General features: G+C 69.9%; 19 protein-coding genes and 1 tRNA gene. 9 read left to right on the top strand and 11 right to left on the bottom strand.

Translation table 11 applies throughout. The features are described from left to right. Positions 1–9: 9 nt before the first annotated feature. Positions 10–567, top strand: coding sequence for a 5-formyltetrahydrofolate cyclo-ligase (locus tag ASE12_RS16645; RefSeq protein ID WP_082582344.1), 558 nt, complete (start codon positions 10–12; stop codon positions 565–567). A gap of 10 nt (positions 568–577) precedes the next feature. On the opposite strand, the gene ASE12_RS16640 is transcribed toward ASE12_RS16645, so the two are convergent. Further along, entirely contained in the window at positions 578–1156 is a 579-nt protein-coding gene (locus ASE12_RS16640) for a YceI family protein (RefSeq protein ID WP_056403106.1), read from the bottom strand. An 82-nt stretch (positions 1157–1238) separates the two neighbouring features. On the opposite strand from ASE12_RS16640, the gene ASE12_RS16635 reads away from it, so the two are divergent. Then, positions 1239–1694 (top strand): MarR family winged helix-turn-helix transcriptional regulator, encoded by a 456-nt coding sequence (locus tag ASE12_RS16635; RefSeq protein WP_056403103.1) that lies wholly within the window; start codon positions 1239–1241, stop codon positions 1692–1694. A gap of 4 nt (positions 1695–1698) precedes the next feature. Here ASE12_RS16635 and ASE12_RS16630 read toward each other — a convergent pair whose 3' ends face one another. Both ASE12_RS16630 and ASE12_RS16625 read right to left on the bottom strand, forming a co-directional pair. Continuing rightward, complete coding sequence (locus ASE12_RS16630; RefSeq protein ID WP_056403100.1) at positions 1699–2736, bottom strand: hemolysin family protein; 1038 nt, start codon at positions 2734–2736, stop codon at positions 1699–1701. After that, positions 2733–4091: a hemolysin family protein gene (locus ASE12_RS16625; RefSeq protein WP_056403097.1), complete on the bottom strand. Its 1359-nt coding sequence runs from the start codon at positions 4089–4091 to the stop codon at positions 2733–2735. Before ASE12_RS16625 ends, ASE12_RS16630 begins: the two co-directional genes overlap by 4 nt. Before the next feature lie 115 nt (positions 4092–4206). On the opposite strand from ASE12_RS16625, the gene ASE12_RS16620 reads away from it, so the two are divergent. The 3 genes from ASE12_RS16620 to mscL are packed head-to-tail and all read left to right on the top strand — an operon-like array spanning position 4207 to position 5628. Next, positions 4207–4515 (top strand): FmdB family zinc ribbon protein, encoded by a 309-nt coding sequence (locus ASE12_RS16620; protein ID WP_056403094.1) that lies wholly within the window; start codon positions 4207–4209, stop codon positions 4513–4515. 55 nt (positions 4516–4570) lie between these two features. Further along, complete coding sequence (locus ASE12_RS16615) at positions 4571–5164, top strand: SAF domain-containing protein (protein WP_056403091.1); 594 nt, start codon at positions 4571–4573, stop codon at positions 5162–5164. Between the two features lie 59 nt (positions 5165–5223). Continuing rightward, positions 5224–5628 (top strand): large conductance mechanosensitive channel protein MscL, encoded by a 405-nt coding sequence (gene mscL, locus ASE12_RS16610; protein ID WP_056403089.1) that lies wholly within the window; start codon positions 5224–5226, stop codon positions 5626–5628. Here mscL and ASE12_RS16605 read toward each other — a convergent pair. The 4 genes from ASE12_RS16605 to ASE12_RS16590 form a co-directional block, all read right to left on the bottom strand. Then, the gene (locus ASE12_RS16605; RefSeq protein ID WP_056403084.1) at positions 5625–5813 is read right to left on the bottom strand and encodes a hypothetical protein; all 189 of its coding nucleotides are present in this window, start codon (positions 5811–5813) and stop codon (positions 5625–5627) included. The genes mscL and ASE12_RS16605 overlap by 4 nt on opposite strands. Beyond that, a complete protein-coding gene (locus ASE12_RS16600; protein ID WP_255355471.1) occupies positions 5800–6696 on the bottom strand; it encodes an NAD(P)-dependent oxidoreductase in 897 nt (298 codons plus the stop codon). The genes ASE12_RS16605 and ASE12_RS16600 overlap by 14 nt, the downstream gene beginning before the upstream one ends. A gap of 134 nt (positions 6697–6830) precedes the next feature. After that, a complete protein-coding gene (locus tag ASE12_RS16595; RefSeq protein ID WP_056403079.1) occupies positions 6831–7607 on the bottom strand; it encodes an HAD-IIA family hydrolase in 777 nt (258 codons plus the stop codon). Between the two features lie 4 nt (positions 7608–7611). Beyond that, entirely contained in the window at positions 7612–8550 is a 939-nt protein-coding gene (locus tag ASE12_RS16590; protein WP_056403076.1) for a PHB depolymerase family esterase, read from the bottom strand. Positions 8551–8644: 94 nt separating this feature from the next. On the opposite strand from ASE12_RS16590, the gene ASE12_RS16585 reads away from it, so the two are divergent. Further along, positions 8645–8721 (top strand) — tRNA-Arg (locus ASE12_RS16585). A gap of 64 nt (positions 8722–8785) precedes the next feature. Here the strand turns inward: ASE12_RS16585 and ASE12_RS16580 are convergent. Continuing rightward, complete coding sequence (locus ASE12_RS16580) at positions 8786–10270, bottom strand: MFS transporter (RefSeq protein WP_082582343.1); 1485 nt, start codon at positions 10268–10270, stop codon at positions 8786–8788. A gap of 139 nt (positions 10271–10409) precedes the next feature. Between ASE12_RS16580 and ASE12_RS16575 the strand changes: the two genes are divergently transcribed. Beyond that, positions 10410–10901, top strand: a complete 492-nt coding sequence (locus ASE12_RS16575; protein WP_082582342.1) for a MarR family winged helix-turn-helix transcriptional regulator — start codon at positions 10410–10412, stop codon at positions 10899–10901. A 10-nt stretch (positions 10902–10911) separates the two neighbouring features. Further along, positions 10912–11613, top strand: coding sequence for an EthD domain-containing protein (locus tag ASE12_RS16570; protein ID WP_056403071.1), 702 nt, complete (start codon positions 10912–10914; stop codon positions 11611–11613). 7 nt (positions 11614–11620) lie between these two features. On the opposite strand, the gene ASE12_RS16565 is transcribed toward ASE12_RS16570, so the two are convergent. Next, on the bottom strand, positions 11621–12028 hold the full coding sequence (locus tag ASE12_RS16565) for a nuclear transport factor 2 family protein (RefSeq protein WP_056403068.1): 408 nt from the start codon (positions 12026–12028) through the stop codon (positions 11621–11623). Continuing rightward, complete coding sequence (locus ASE12_RS16560) at positions 12019–12822, bottom strand: MBL fold metallo-hydrolase (protein WP_056403066.1); 804 nt, start codon at positions 12820–12822, stop codon at positions 12019–12021. The genes ASE12_RS16565 and ASE12_RS16560 overlap by 10 nt, the downstream gene beginning before the upstream one ends. Before the next feature lie 88 nt (positions 12823–12910). Between ASE12_RS16560 and ASE12_RS16555 the strand changes: the two genes are divergently transcribed. Next, entirely contained in the window at positions 12911–13786 is an 876-nt protein-coding gene (locus ASE12_RS16555; protein WP_056403063.1) for an AraC family transcriptional regulator, read from the top strand. Here the strand turns inward: ASE12_RS16555 and ASE12_RS16550 are convergent. Beyond that, entirely contained in the window at positions 13783–14187 is a 405-nt protein-coding gene (locus ASE12_RS16550; protein ID WP_056403061.1) for a nuclear transport factor 2 family protein, read from the bottom strand. The genes ASE12_RS16555 and ASE12_RS16550 overlap by 4 nt on opposite strands. Positions 14188–14242: the final 55 nt, after the last annotated feature.

Here is a 14242-nt window from a genome sequence, read left to right as displayed (position 1 = left end):
CAGCGCGTGATGAAGGAACAGGCGCGTTTGGACCTTCTGGCGAGGCGCCGCGCCATGGCCCCCGAGGCGCGCCGGCAGGCGGCTGACGCGATCGCGCTCCACCTGCTCGCCGCACCCGTCGTCGCCCGGGCGAAGCGGGTCGCCTGCTACCTCTCGATGCCGTCCGAGCCCGGCACCGTCCCGCTGATCGCGGGCCTTATCGACCGCAGCATCGAGGTCGTCGTGCCGCTGAGCCGCGACGACCGCACGCTCGACTGGGTAGCGTACGACCTGGAGTCGTCGCTGACCACGACTCCGCTCGGCATCCCCGAGCCCGCCGGGCCGTCCCTCGGCACCGACGCGCTCGAGACGTGCGACGTCGTGGTCGTCCCGGCGCTCGCGGTCGACCATGCCGGACATCGTCTGGGCCGCGGGGCCGGCTACTACGACCGGGCACTCGCGGGCGTACGGGCGCCGCTGTGCGCGCTGGTCTTCACGCACGAGCTGGTGCCCGAGCTGCCGCACGAACCCCACGACGTACCGGTCCAGATGGCCGTGACCCCCGGCGGCCTGTTCCGCGTGCCCTGACGCTGCTGATTCAGGACTCCTCCGAGGGCTCTGGACGTACGAGCTCGACCTCGATCTCGAGCCGGATCTCCTTGGACACCAGAAGGCCTCCGGCCTCGAGGGCCATGTTCCACGTCAGGCCCCAGTCCTCGCGGTTGATCGTGCCGGCAGCGCTGAACACGGCCCGCTCGGCGCCCCACGGGTCCGTCGCGTGGCCGAGGTACTCAGCCTCGAGTGTCAGCGGCCGAGTGACGCCCTTGATGGTCAGCTCACCCGTCATCTGCGCCACCGCGCCCGTGGTGGTGACCCCCGTCGACCGGAAGACCGCCTGCGGGTGGTTGGCGACGTCGAAGAAGTCCTCCGACCGCAAGTGGTCGTCGCGGGTCTGGCTGCCCGAGCTCACCGACGCCATGTCGATGACCACGTGCACCTCGGAGAGGTCGAGGGGCTCCCTCACCGTGACGGTTCCCTCGACGCCGGTGAACCGCCCGCGGACCTTGGTCAGGCCGAAGTGCCGGCCGATGAAGCCGACCTCGGCATGGCCCGGATCGATCGTCCAGGTGCCGGTGGCCGGGAGGTCGATCTGGTCGACAGCTGCTGCAGTGCTCATGGTGTGGCCCTTCTCGTAGTTATGTGCGTGTGCACACACTCTACATTTGCGTGCGGATGCACGCAAGTAGTAGCTTCGTCACATGGCCGAGGACCGGAATCCCGTCGCTGCGTGGCAGGCCGTGCTGCGGGCGCAGAACCGCGCGCTGCGAGCGATCGAGCAGGACCTGCAGGACCGGAAGCTCATCCCTCTCTCCTGGTACGACGTCCTGCTCGAGCTCAACGCCGCGCCCGACCACCAGCTGCGCATGCAGGACCTCGCCGCACGGGTCGTGCTCTCACGGACGCGCGTCAGCCGGCTCGTGTCGGAGCTGGAGCGGGTCGGCTACATCGAGCGGGTCCCGGATCCCGACGACGGACGGGCGACCCTCGCCCGGCTCACGCCGGAGGGCCGCGCCGCTCGCCGTGAGGCCGCGCCCGTCTACCTCGCCGGCATCGAGGAGCACTTCAACCGGCACCTCACCGCTGCCCAGCAGGACGCCATCGCCAAGGGCCTGCAGCGCGTGGTCGACGCCCACGAGGTCGACCCGCGCCGTTGAACGGCTAGGCGCGCTCGGCGCTCCGGATCTCGCCGACGAGCTCCTCGAGGACGTCCTCCAGCATGATGACCCCGAGCACGGCGCCCGACTCGTCGGCGACGCGCGCCATGTGCGAGCCGCGGGCCTGCATCGTGCGCAGCGCCTCGTAGAGGCCGGACCCGGCGACGACCGTCGCCAACGGCCGCAGCCACTTGTCGGCGATCGTCTCGAGCCGCGACTCCTCGTCGGTCTCGAGGACGTCCTTGATGTGGAGGTAGCCCGCGATCTCGCCGTTGGCGTCGAGCACCGGGAACCGCGAGAAGCCCGTCTCAGCACACGCCCGCTCGACGTCGACCGGTGTGGCACTCGGCGGGATCGTCACCAGGCCGGCGCTCGGCAGCAGCACCTCGTCGACGGTGCCCTCGTGGAAGTCGAGGGCCCCCGACACCAGGTCGTACTCGTCCTCGTCGAGCAGGCCCTCACGACGGGACTCCTCGACCAACCCTGCGACCTCGTCGTGCGAGTAGGTCGAGGCGACCTCACCCTTGGGCTCGATGCGGAACAGCCGGATGATCGTGTTGGCCGTGCCGTTGAGCGCCACGACGAACGGCTTCAGGATCGCGACGACCGCGAGCATGAACGGGCCGAGGAACAGCGCCGCTCGGTCGGGCCCCACCAGGGCGAGGTTCTTGGGCACCATCTCGCCGAGGACGACGTGCGCGAACACGACGATCGTCATGGCGATGACGAACGACAACGGGTGCACCGCACCGTGCGGCACGTGCAGCGCCTCGAACAGCGGCTCGAAGAGGTGCGCGATGGCCGGCTCGCCCACGGCGCCCAGGCCGAGCGAGCAGATCGTGATGCCGAGCTGCGCCGCAGCCATGACCTGGGTGATGTTCTCGATCGCCCGCATGGCCATGCGCGCCGGCCGCGAGCCGGCCTGGATGCGCGGCTCGAGCTGTGTGCGCCGTGCCGAGATCAGCGCGAACTCCGACGCCACGAACAAGGCATTGAGCGCCAGCAGCACGACGGTCACCAGGACGCCGACGAAGCCGTTCACGTGTCACCACCGCCGTCGTCGTCGACCGTCAGCGAGACCCGGTCGATGCGGCGACCCTCCATGCGTTCCACCATGAGCGTGACGACCACCGGCTCGGGGTCCTCCTCGTCATCGTCCGGCGTACGGTCGAGGCGCAGGGTGACGGAGTCACCGCGCACCGCGATGCGGCCGAGCTTCTCGTGGAACAGGCCGGCGATCGTCTCGTAGTCCTCACCCTCGGGCAGCGCGATCCCGGTCTGCTCCTCGACCTCGTCGGGGCGCAGCAGGCCCGACAGCGACCACGTGCCGTCACGGCGGTGCCGGCTGCGCGACGAGAGCCGGTCGTGCTCGTCGGCGATGTCGCCGACGATCTCCTCGACGAGGTCCTCGAGCGTCACGACCCCGTCGGTGCCGCCGTACTCGTCCATCACGATCGCCATCTGCATGCCCTGCTCACGCAACAGGGCCAGCAGTGGGTCGAGCTCGATGCTGTCGGGCACGATCGTCGCGGGATCCGTGATGTCGGCGATGCGTACGCTGCGACGGCGGTCCGGCTCGATGCCGACGGCCCGCTTGATGTGCACGATGCCGATGACGTCGTCAGGGCCCTTGCCGATGACCGGGAAGCGCGAGTGCCCGGTCTGGCGGGCGGCCTCGATCACGTCGAACGCCGTGTCGCGCCCCTCGAGGAAGTGCACCCGGACCCTGGGCGTACGCACGTCGGCCGCCGTGCGGTCACCGAACGCGATGCTGCGGGCCACGAGGTCGGCGGTCTCGTCGTCGATCGCACCCTGTTGAGCCGATCGCAGCACGAGGGAGCGCAGCTCGACCGGCGAGCGCGCCGAGCGCAGCTCCTCCTGCGGCTCGACACCGAGCAGCCGCAGGATCGCGTTGGCGAGCCCGTTGAGAGCGCGGATCGGCCACGCCATGGCCTTGGTGAACATGCGCTGCGGCCATTGCGTCACGGCCGCCGTGCGTTGCGGCAGGGCCAGGGCGAAGTTCTTGGGCACGAGCTCGCCGACCAGCATCGTCACGACGGTGCTGAGCACGAGCGCGATGGCGTACGCGACACCCTTGAGCGTGCCGCCCTCGAGGCCCGCCGACTCGAGCGGATCGTGGAGCAGCTTACCGATGGCCGGCTCGGCGAGGAAGCCGATGACGAGGTTGGTGATCGTGATGCCGAGCTGGGCGCCGCTGAGCTGGGTCGACAGCGTGCGCAGCGCGAGCAGCGTGCCCTGCGCCCCGGCGTCCCCCGCCTCGGCATCGCGCTCGATCGTGGCCCGGTCGACCGTGACGAACGAGAACTCGGCGGCGACGAACACCCCGCACGCCAGCATCAGGAGCAATGAGGTGGCCAGGAGCAGCCATTCGGTCATCGCTGGGCTCCAAGAGGACTGTGTCGACGAGGACTAGCCCAACAAGGGAAGTGATCGGTCACGGTGCGGGCAACTGTACCCTTGGGGGGCATCATCGATCGAGCGGGAGCAAGACGTGCCGAAGTACCAGTATCAGTGCAAGGACTGCGGAGAAGCGCTGGAGGTCCAGCAGAGCTTCACCGACGATGCGCTGACCGTGTGCCCCAACTGCGGCGGCGACCTGCGCAAGGTGTTCAACGCGGTCGGCGTCGTGTTCAAGGGCTCAGGGTTCTACCGCAACGACAGCCGGTCCAGCTCGTCCTCCAGCGACACGGCCAAGCCGGCCGCCAAGGACAGCTCCTCGAGCTCGAGCTCGTCCTCGTCGGACTCGTCGTCCACCAGCTCCACGCCGGCCAAGAAGTCCGGCAAGGAGTCCGCAGCCTGACGTTGCCTGTGGACAGCGCCCGGCGCCGCCGGCCGGTTCTGCCTAGAGTCCCGGCATGGACCGGATCCACCGCTTCGTCTTCGAGCATCGCCGCACCCTGGCTGCGGTCTTCGCCGGCCTCGCCGTCCTGACGGCGCTCTCCGCGCTGCGCCAGCAACCCGCCGGCACCGCCGTGCTGGTGACGAGCCGCGACCTGCGCAGCGGGCACGTCCTGACCGCGTCGGACCTCCGCACCGCCACCGTCCCGCCGTCGGCCCGCCCGTCCCACAGCCTCGACCGGGCAGCCGCCGTCGGCCGCCGCGTCGCCGGCCCCATGCGCGAAGGCGAGGCGGTCACGGACTATCGCGTCCTCGAGGACGACGCCTTGTCCGGCTACGGCGACGACGCCGTGCTCACGACGATCCGCGTCGACCGCGCCGACGGCCTCACCGGTCTGCACGTCGGCGACCGGATCGACGTCGTCGCGGTCGACCCCGACGGGGAGAGCAAGGCCGCCGTGGTCGCCCGGGCCGTCGAGGTCGTGACCCTGCCGCGGTCGAGCGGCGACACCGAGGTGGTGTCGGTCGGCATCGTCACGACCGAGAAGGTCGCCCTGGCACTGGCGACGGCGGCGCTCGAGGCCCGTTTCAGCGTCATCACGTCGTCCTAGTCGGTAGCCCGCGCCCTCGCTAGGGTCGAGGGACTGACACCCAATCCGTAGGGGGCAACATGATCAAGGGCTTCAAGGACTTCCTGATGCGCGGCAACGTCGTCGACCTCGCGGTCGGCATCGCGATCGGCGTGGCGTTCACGAGTCTCGTCGCTGCTTTCGGCGACAACTTCGTCAAGCCGATCGTCGCCAGCGTTGGTGGCGGCGACGCAGATTCGAAGGGCTTCGGCTTCCAGATCACCGACAGCGACGCGACGTTCGTCAACCTCGGCGGGATCGTCAACGCGCTGATCATCTTCGTGGTGACGATGGCCGTGATCTACTTCGCCATCGTGGTCCCGGTCCAGAAGCTCCAGGCGCTCCGCAAGCCCGGGCCCGGCGTCGACGAGCCGGAAGCCGTCCCCGAGGACACGGCGCTCCTGCGGGAGATCAGGGACGCGCTGCGCCAGCGCCCGCCGGTCTAGCCGTGGTGGGGTGGGACGTCGCGGAGGTAGTCGTCGTCGCGTGACGATGACTCCTTCTCGCCCCAGCCCTCCGCGGTCTCGTCACGCGTCGTGTCGGGGAGCAGGTCGCCGAGCAGCTCGGCGGCTCTCCGCCGACGCTCCTGCTCCGCCTTGCTGAGCTTGGCAGGCCGCTCAGACGAGGTCATCGAACCAGTCCGGCGTGAGCTTGGGGTGAGAGGGGTGCCAGCCCGTGCGGTCGCTGAAGAGCTGGGAGCTGACGCGCTGCGAGCGGGTCAGGATCTCGAGCTTCTCGCCGCCGAGCCTCAGGACCCAGCCCGGCAGGAAATGACCCTCACGGCGGCCGGCGGCCATCGCGATCGTGTCGACGTAGTCCCGGCGCTGCACCGGCTCGGCGCCGACGTTGTAGACCCCGCCCGGTGCGGTCAGCGCCTGCACGACGGCGGACCCGACATCGTCGGGGTGGATCACGTGCATCCACGACTGCTCGGCGCCGAGACCGATCGCCCGGCCGGCGGCCGCCCGGCGGAACAACCACGCGGTGTTGCGGTCGTTGCCCGTGATGAGGCCGAACCGCAGGCTGACGGCGGTGCCGCCGGCCGCCTCGATCGCCTTGACGTTGCTCTCGGCGACGACGACCGGCTCGGTCGCGTGGGTCACGTCGATGGGGCTGTGCTCGTCGACCCAGTCGTCATCGAGGTCGGCGTACATGAAGCTGAGGCTCTGCTGGACGACCCGGCCGACGCCGGCGCGCTGGGCGGCGTCGGTGACGACGCGGGAGCCGTGCTGGCGGATGCGGTCGATCGCCTTGAGCGATCCGGGGAGCAGCGCAGCGGTGCCCACCGGCACCTTCGTCGCGAGGTTGGCGACGGCGTCGCAGCCCTGCATGCCGGCCGTCATGGCGTCGAGGTCGAACACGTCACCGAGCCGGGGCTCGGCACCTGTCGCGGCGATCATCTCGGCGCTCTGCGGCGTACGGGCGAGGCCGACGACCTCGTGGCCCGCGAGGTGCAACGCGGCGATGGACGATCGGCCCATGACTCCGCTCGCACCCGTGAGAAAAACCTTCACGTTCTCTCCCTGGTGGAGGATCCCCCGGCACCATCCGCCAGGGGAATCCCCGGTCGAGGCCTGTGGGCCCGCCGGAGATTACGAAAGGATAACAATTCTCCCGGCCGTCGTATTACCTCTTGGTAACTTCGCGGTTAATGCACGAGTGGCACGATGTCGGCGATCGAGTCGAAGATCTCGGTCGGCCGGAACGGGAAGCGCTCGATCTGACCCGGCGCGGTCGAGCCCGTGAGCACCAGGAACGTCCGGAGTCCGGCCTCGAGGCCCGACAGCACGTCGGTGTCCATGCGGTCGCCGATCATGACGGTCGTCTCGGAGTGCCCCTCGATCTGGTTGAGGGCGCTGCGCATCATGAGCGGGTTGGGCTTGCCGACGAAGTAGGGCTCGACGCCGGTCGCCTTGGTGATCAGGGCGGCGACCGAGCCGGTGGCCGGCAGCGAGCCGCCGGGCGACGGGCCCGTCGGGTCGGGGTTGGTCGCGATGAACCGGGCGCCGTTCTCGATCAGCTGGATCGCGCGCGTGATGGCCTCGAACGAGTAGGTGCGGGTCTCGCCCAGCACGACGTAGTCGGGCTCGCGGCTCGTCATGATGTAGCCGACGTTGTGCAGCGCGGTCGTCATGCCGGCCTCGCCGATGACGTACGCCGTGCCCTCGGGACGCTGCTCGCTGAGGAACTTGGCCGTGGCCAGGGCCGAGGTCCAGATCGCCGACTCGGGCAGGTCGATGCCCGCCACACGGAGGCGCGCACAGAGGTCGCGCGGCGTGAAGATCGAGTTGTTGGTCAGGACGAGGAACTTGCGGCCCGTCTCGGTCAGGCGGGCGATGAAGTCGGCCGCTCCGGGGATGGCCTTCTCCTCGTGCACGAGAACGCCGTCCATGTCGGTCAGCCACGTCTCGATCGGCTTGGTCATGCTCCTATTGTCCACCAGTCCGGTGCTGTTCGAAGAATCGCCAGATCAGGCTGCTGGCGTCGATCTCCTGCGTCATGACGCCGGAGACATGGCCGGACGGCGCCGGCTTGCCCCCCGGCCACCGGTGACCGCCGTTGTCCACGACATAGACGTTGACGTCGGAGCCCTCCTTGCACCGGCTCCAGGTGAAGTGGCGGACGTGCTGGGACACCGTGGTCGTCGCGCTGGCGGCGGGACAGCTGTCGTGCGCCGCCCAGCTCGCCATGACGTCGTTGACCGGTGGGAGGGGCCCGATCACGGTGTCGGCACCGGCGTACGGGACGGTCTTGTCCTTGAGGCCGTGGAAGTAGATGATCGACGCCGGCGGCGAGGAGCGGCAGGTGTCCTTCCAAAACGGCCCGGAGACCGCACCGTAGGCCGCGAACTTCGTCGTCCCGTCGCAGGCGAGCGCGAGGGCGAGGACCGATCCGTTGGAGAAGCCGGCGGCGTAGACCCGGGACGCGTCGACGCACGCGTCGCCCTTGACCTCCTTGACGAGGTTGCGGACGAACGCGAGGTCGGACGTCGGCTGGCTGATCGGCGTCCGGAAGTCCCACTCGGTGATCTGGCCGCGGGCGAGGGGCGCCACGAGGATCGCGTTGTTCTTGTCCGCCAGGGCATCCATGCTCGTCGTGTCGATGACGCCCTGAGGCGTCCCGCCGAGGCCGTGGAACAGCAGCACGAGCGGGGTCCTGGTCGAGCCGTCGTAGCCCGGTGGCACGTGGATCAGGTAATGCCGCTGCTGACCGCCGGAGTCCATCGTCCGCTCCGTCGATCCGCTCGGCAGCGACCTCGCCGGAGCGCACTCGTCGCCCGGCCGGCGTATCGTCTCGGCCTTGCCGCACGACGTCATCGCCGTGGCGCACACCGCCACGATCGCGGCCAGGACGAGCAGCCGCCTCACTGCCCGGACCCTCTGGCGCACAGGCGTCTGAGGTGAAGGCACATAGAGGCGATCGTATGGGTTGGGACCAAGACTGGATAACCTGAGTCCTCACGCCCTCGTAGCTCAGTCGGATAGAGCGACCGCCTCCTAAGCGGTAGGCCACAGGTTCGATTCCTGTCGGGGGCACCACATGACGCCGAAGTCCCCCGCGAAGCGTGTTCGCGGGGGACTTCGGTGGTTCGCTTCGTGCTGACTAGACGACCACGAGCTCCTCGGCGTGCTCGAACGGCGTCTCGTCACCCTCGGCGACCGGCGGGCTCTGCTTGGTCACCAGCACCAGCGACAGCAGGGCGGCCAGCAGCAGCGCACCCAGTCCCCAGTTGAAGGCGACCGTGTAGCCGTGCACCACGCCGTCGGCGGTCTTGGCGACCCCGTTGGCGGCGATGTAGCTGGTCGTCGCGGTGGCGGCGATCGTGTTGAGGAGCGCCGTGCCGAGCGAGCCGCCGACCTGCTGGGTCGTGTTGACCAGGGCGCTGGCGACACCGGCGTCGTGGTCCTCGACCCCGATGAGCGCGGTGCTCGACAGCGCGACGAACGCGAGTCCGACACCGAGGCTCATGACGATCTGAGCCGGCAGGACCGTCGTGACGTAGCTGCCGTCCACCGTGATCTGGGCGAAGAGGAACATGCCCACCGCGGCCGCCAGCGTGCCACCGACCATGAGGGGACGCGGCCCGATGCGGGGCAGCAGGGCGCTCGCCACGCCTGCACCACCGACGACGCCGATGCTGAAGGGCAGGAAGGCCAGTCCGGACTTCACGGCCGAGTACTGCAGCGTGCCCTGCATGTAGTAGACGAGGAACAGGAACATGCCGAACAGTGCGAGGCCCAGCAGCAGCGACACCAGGAACGCCGCAGCGCGGTTGCGCTCGAGGAACACCCGGGTGGGCAGCAGCGGCTCGGCGGTGTTGCGCTCGATCAGGACGAACGAGACGAGCAGGACGACCGCGGCACCGAGCAGGAGGATCGTGCTGGTGGCCGACCAGCCGCTCTCGTTGGCCTTGGTGAAGCCGTAGACGAGGGCGACGAGGCCGAGCGTGCTGGTGACGACGCCGGGGATGTCGTACTTGGGCTTGCCCTCGGCGCGGCTCTCACGGACCAGGATGCCGGCAGCCACGGCCGTCGCGATGGCGATCGGCGTGTTGACCAGCAGGGTCCAGCGCCACGAGGCGTACTCGGTGAGCACACCGCCGAGGATCAGGCCCAGCGCGGCGCCACCACCGGAGATGCCGCCGTAGACGCCGAAGGCCTTGGCCCGCTCCTTGGGCTCGGTGAACGTGACGCTGATCAGCGACAGCGCGGCCGGCGCCATGAGCGCGGCGAACGCACCCTGAAGGGCGCGGGCGGAGAACAGCTCACCCTGGTTCTGCGCGAGGCCGCCGACGGCGGAGGCCACGCCGAACCCGACGAGGCCGATGATGAAGACGCGCTTGCGCCCCACGAAGTCAGCGATGCGGCCGCCCAGGAGGAGCAGGCCGCCGAACGCCAGGGCGTACGCGGTGACGACCCACTGGCGGTTGGCGTCGGAGATGCCGAGCGCGTCCTGGGCGGACGGCAGGGCGATGTTCACGATGCTCGCGTCGAGCACCACGATCAGCTGGGCGACGGCGATGACGACGAGCGCCAGCCATCGACGGGGGTCGACGCCGGTCGGCGTCTCTGTCTGGATCGAGCTCATGGTGATTCCCTCACTACGTTGTGGGCGATGGCGTTCATCGACTCCCATAACGTACGAGACACAATCATCCGAGTCCAGACGATCCGAGTGTGACTTATCCGACGTTGAACATATGTCGGCGGGGCGATACCCTCCGTTCATGGGAAGTTCGCTGCACGAGTCCGAGACGCAGGCGCTCGCCGCTTGTGCTGCGGCATACCCGGCCGACCTCACGATCCTGCTGCACGCCGCGGTCAACCGCGTGACGATCTACCTCGATCACGCCGCCGCGGAGATGGGCCTCAACGACGCGCGTGACTGGCTCGTGCTGGCCGCGCTCGAGGACGGCCAGCAGCGGACCCAGCTCGAGCTGAGCCGCGTCGTGTGCGTCGACAAGACGACGCTCATCACGGTGCTCGACCGGCTCGAGCGACAGGAGCTGATCGTGCGCACGGTCGACCCGTCCGACCGTCGCGTCCGCATCCCGCAGATCACCGACTCCGGCCGTCGCATGTTCGCGACGTTCGCGACCGCCCGCGATGCCGCCGAGGCGCGGGCCCTCGACGGCGTGAGCAAGGAGGACCGGGACCTGCTCCTGACCCTCCTCGGTCGAATCGCGACCGACACCGACACCCTCGCCACGACGGCCTGAGGCCCACACCGTGGAGAAGGTCGTGGTGCTGCTCCGCGCCGAGCCACCCGACGACCAGTGGTGCGAGCGGATCCGCGGCCCCGTCGCCGACGAGCTGCTGGAGCTCGGCATCGCCGGCCTGGCGGTCAACGTGCGCGACGGCGCAGTCCGCGACTCGTTGATGACGTTGACGACGCTGGCTCCCCCGGTGGCCGCGGTCGTCAGCATCTGGACGCAGCAGTCGTACGGCGCACAGGTCGCGGCGGCCATCGAGCTGCTGAGCGGCCACTGCGAGCAGCTCGCGGCCTACCTGGTGACGGAGTCCGTCCCGATCGCGCCGCCCGACCGGCTCGGCGAACGGACCCCCGGCTTCGCCAACGTCGCGCTGCTGCGCCGGCCGCCCGAGCTCGACCGCCCGACCTGGCTCACGCGCTGGCAGGTCGACCACACGCCGGTCGCGATCGAGACCCAGGCGACGTCCGGCTACACGCAGAACGTGGTCGTCCGCGCCCTCACGCCTGACGCACCGGCGATCGACGGCATCGTCGAGGAGCTGTTCCCCGATGCCGCGACCACCGACCTGCACGCGTTCTTCGGCGCCGCCGACGACGCCGATCTCCACGACCGGATGACGCGCATGGTGGCGAGCACCTCGGCGTTCGGGGCGACCGACAACATCGACACCGTGCCGACGAGCCGCTACCTGCTGCGGTCGGCGTTCACGACGTCCTGACCTTCGGTCACGCCGTCGCGGCGTCGCGTACGAGTGCCGTGTCGACGAACTGCTCGAAGCGGACGATCAGCCCGCCGCGAACGACGAAGTGGTGCGCCACGCGCACGGCGAGCGGCTTGCCGGTCCCCTTGTGCTGCGCCGTGTAGCGCGCCAGGACGACGACGTTCTCGCCGTCGACGACGTACGTGTCGTCGTGCGCCGCCCAGCCGTCCCAGTCGGCGCCGAGCTTCTCCATCACGTTGCTCGTGACACCGGTGGGCGTCCGGTAGGTCCCGGCGAGCGGGAACCCGGCCATCTCCGTCCACTCGACGTCGGGAGCCAGCGTCGCCCTCAACGCCTCGAGGTCGCCCGCCGCCGACGCGAGGTACTGCCGGCGTACGACCTGGGCGGGGGCAGCCTCGTCGATCAGCCCCATGTCATCTCGCCCTTGGCGACCTTGGTGCCGAGATCGGCGGCGATGACGAGACCGGCATCCGGGTAGGCCGCGAGCAGCTTGCCCTTGGCGTCCTCCGCGGTGGCGGACTCGGTGACGGTCTGCTCGAAGAACCGCAGGTAGTCGCGGGTGTGCGTGATCGCGGTCAGGTCGGTGGGTGCGCCCGCGACGCGGTGGCCGGCGACGACGTACGTCGGGGCGAGAGCCTCCAGGGAGTCGAGGACGCGCACCCACTCGGCGCGGAGCTCCGGGGTCGCGCTGTCGGCGGTCCAGACGTGCAGGCCCTCGAACAGCAGCACGCCGCCGATGAGCGAGCGGGAGGCCGGCTCGAACAGGTACCAGGCCCGGTCGCCGAGCTGGTCGCTGCCGCGGCGGACCTCGATCGGCGTGCCGTCGACCGTCAGGACGGTCTCGGTCAGCTCGGCGATGTCGACGAGCCGGGTCGGCAGGTTGGTGCCGAGGTGGGCCCAGGCCTTGAGCTTGCCCTCGTACGAGTGCTGGATGTGCTCGATGACGTCGGCCGGTGCCGAGAACGTGGCCGCCGGGAACGCATCGGCGATGACCTCGGCGCCGAAGTAGAAGTCCGGGTCGCCGGCAGTGATCACGACGCGGGTCAAGGTCTTGCCCGAGTCGAGCACCTCGGCGACGATGCGGTGCCCGTCGGCGCGGGTGAACCCGGCGTCGACGACGATCGCCTCGGTGTCGCCGCTGACGACGACGCTGGTCTTGTTGAGCGAGCCCGGCGCCGCGTCGAACACGGTGTAGGTGAGAGTCATGGGTCTTCCGATCTGTGGTGAACTGGTGATGTCACCTGTAAAAATAGGCGCGCCAGCCTCGCAGCACACGGTCACGACGGGACAACCCATGGTGAAAACCGGACACGACGCATCCACCGACATCAGACCGGTGCGATTCGACCCGCCGACGGCCGAGGTCGGCGACATCGAGGTGCTCAGCCTCGAGCGGATGCGCGTACGCGGCGGCCCTGACGAGTTCCTCACCCCGCAGCGGCTCGACTTCGACATGCTGATCCGCATCGACGAGGGCGCCGCCACCCACACCGTGGACTTCACCGAGCACTCCCTGAACCCGGGCGACGTGCTGTGGGTGCGGGCCGGCCAGATGCACCAGTGGGGACGCATCGACGACATCGACGGGCCCAGCGTGCTGTTCGCCGCGCACGCGATCGACGACCGCACCCGCGAGCTGGTGCGGGCGTCCGGCACGGCGATCCCGAACGTCTGGCCGGCGGCCGTGCTCGAGGGGACACCGGTCGCGGAGGCCTGGGCGCTCCTCATCTCCTGCGGCCTGCAGGCCGCGACCGGCGACCTGCGCGACGCCGCCCTCGCGCACGCCACCGGCGCGCTCCTCACCCAGCTCGCGCTCGCCCAGCCGGCCGACCAGACCGCAGGACCGCCCGCGACGCACGAGGCGTACATCTGGTTCCGCGACGAGATCGACCGCAGGTTCAGCGAGTGGCACCAGGTGACGCACTACGCGGACCGGCTGGGCTACTCGCCGCGTACCCTCAACCGGCTGGCGCGGGCGCACACGGGCCGGTCGGCCAAGCAGCTCATCGACGAACGCGTCGTGCTCGAGGCCAAGCGCCTGCTGAGCCACGGCGACGCACCCGTCGCGGAGATCGCCGAGCAGCTGGGCTTCGACGACCCGTCCAACTTCTCGGCCTACTTCCGCACCCGCGCGGGCGTCACGCCCGGCGCCTTCCGCAAGGCCGGTTAGCCCGCAACGGGCGCGCCCCAGAACTCGTCCTCCGCCTGCTGGTCCGCCGAGTACAGCCACACCTCGGCGATCCGGTCGCCGTCGACCCGGACGACGTCGACGCCGCCCATCGACATCGTGGCGCCGTCGCGCCGGGCGCCGAACTCGACCTGCATCGCGGCGAGGTCGCCGTTGACCATCGGCTCAGCGACGACGGCGAGCTCGAACGAGCCCTGCGAGGCGCCCATGAGTGCGCCGAGGTGCCCGTTGACCTCGGCCTGACCGCGGTACGTGCCCGCGAACCGGTGGGCACCGGGCTGGTGCCAGACGACGTCCTCGGCGAACATGCCGGCGACGGTGGCGAAGTCCTTGGCGGTGAGGGCGTCGGCGTACGTACGGGCGGTGGTGGCGGTGGTGGCCATGGGTGGGGGCTCCTTCTGTGGATGACTGAGAGCCCTATACTCACTTTCGGTAACC

Source organism: Aeromicrobium sp. Root236 (genome assembly GCF_001428805.1).
Lineage (GTDB): Bacteria > Actinomycetota > Actinomycetes > Propionibacteriales > Nocardioidaceae > Aeromicrobium.
Note: the sequence above shows the minus strand (reverse complement) of the source record. Positions and strands in the feature narration are given on the sequence as shown.